The organism is Streptomyces sp. FH025, from assembly GCF_017427025.1.
In the GTDB taxonomy this organism is placed as follows: domain Bacteria; phylum Actinomycetota; class Actinomycetes; order Streptomycetales; family Streptomycetaceae; genus Kitasatospora.
Window position 1 is genome coordinate 1 of record NZ_JAFLNG010001042.1, and the last position, 1,844, is coordinate 1,844.

Annotated in this window: 2 protein-coding genes; one reads left to right on the top strand and one right to left on the bottom strand. The window is 74.7% G+C overall.

The features are described 5' to 3' along the window. Positions 1 to 653: condensation domain-containing protein (locus tag J0670_RS37050; RefSeq protein ID WP_243438051.1), on the bottom strand; the 653-nt coding region annotated here is incomplete at its 3' end. Between the two features lie 119 nt (positions 654 to 772). Between J0670_RS37050 and J0670_RS37055 the strand changes: the two genes are divergently transcribed. Beyond that, positions 773 to 1,844, top strand: a 1,072-nt coding sequence (locus J0670_RS37055) for an amidohydrolase (protein WP_207817172.1), incomplete at its 3' end; no start/stop codon positions are given.

Sequence of the window (1,844 nt, forward strand, 5' to 3'; positions counted from 1 at the left end):
TCGGCCAGGTACTCCTCGCCCAAGCGGTAGGCGGCCTCTTCGGCGGCGGCTTCGGCGAGGCTGGCGAAGGGGCTGGGGTCGGACTCGATGCCGGCGGCGTGCGCGGTGTAGAGGGCGGCGACGCGTTCCCCGAGGAGGGTCAACGCGTAGGCGTCGACGGCGAGATGGTGGATCCGCCGGTACCAGAGGTGACGGTCGTCGGCGAGCCGGATGAGCGCCTGGGTGAACAGCGGGCCGGTCGTGAGGTCGGCCGGGCGGGCGAGGTCGGCGCGCATCCAGGCCTCGGCCTCGGCGGCCGGGTCGTGGGCGGCGCGCAGGTCCAGGCGGTGCAGCGGCCAGCGACGGTCGGGGTGCAGCCGCTGGCGCGGGGTGCCGTCCGGGGCGGTGACGACGACGGCGCCGAGCGCCTCGGCCTCGTCCACGGCCTGCCGCAGTGCCGTCTCGAACGCGTCCTCGTCGAGCGGGCCGGCGATCTCCACGGCGTCACCGGTGTTGTAGGCCGGGCTCGCGGGGTCGAGTGACTGGGCGTACCAGATGGCGGCCTGGGCGGCGAGCAGCGGGACGTCGGCGGCCTGGGGCTCGGTGGCCCGGATTTCGTCAGCCTGAGGTTCGTCGGCCTGAGGGTCGTCAGCCTGGATTTCGGCGGCGGGCATGGGGTGGAGAGCTCCTCGGGGATCCGGAACGCCTTACTTAGGTTAGCCTAATCTAACTTCATATGATCTGGTCAACGGCCCTGCGAGGCCGGGCCCCTGACACCCGGGAGGCGCCACCCATGCCCCTGACCGCGACCAAGCAGGCCGTCCACGACCGCGTCCACGCGCACCGGGCGGAACTGCTCGCGCTCAGCCGCCGCATCCACGCCCACCCCGAGACCGCCTTCGAGGAGCACCTCGCGGCCGCCTGGTGCACCGAAGCCCTGCGCGCTCACGGCTACGCGGTCACCGCGCCCGCGCACGGACTGCCGACCGCGTTCAGCGCGAGCCTCGGCAGCGGGCCGGTCACCGTCGCACTCGTCTGCGAGTACGACGCGCTGCCCGGGCTCGGACACGCCTGCGGGCACAACCTGATCGCCGCCGCGGGCGTCGGCGCCGCACTCGGGCTCGCCCCGTACGCGGACCAACTCGGGCTCACCGTACGGGTGATCGGCGCGCCGGCCGAGGAGCGCGGGGCGGGCAAGGCGCTGCTGCTGGCGGCGGGGGCGTTCGACGGGGTGGACGCGGCGATGATGGTCCACCCGTGCCCGGTCGAGGTCGCCGACTTCCGCTCCTTCGCGCTCGGCACGCTGTCCGTCCGCTACACCGGGCGCACCGCCCACCCGAGCCTCAACCCGCACGAGGGGCGCAACGCCGCCGACGCGCTGACCGTCGCACAGGTCGCGCTCGGGCTGCTGCGCCAGCAACTGCCGCCGCACTGGCGGGTGCACGGCATCACCACGGCGGCCGGGACGGCGCCGAACCTGATCCCCGACTCCGCGAGCGCCGAGTACGAACTCCGGGCCTCGGCGGCCGAGGACCTCACGGAGCTGAGGGCGCGGGTCGAGGACTGCTTCCGGGCCGGGGCGCTCGCCACCGGCTGCGACGTGGAGCTTCACCGGCCCGAGCCGGACTACCTGGACATGCGCTCCGACCCGGCGCTGCTCGCGCTCTGGCGGGCCAACGCGGCGGTGCTCGGGCGGCCGGAGCCGGTGGAGAGCGGACCGTTCGCCTGCACGGACATGGGGAACGTGTCGCACGCCGTGCCCTCGATTCACCCGGTGCTGGACATCACCGGAGGCGCCTGCGCGCCGCACGAGGCGGCGTTCGCCGAGGCTGCGGTGGGGGCCGAGGCGGAGCGGGCCCTGCTGG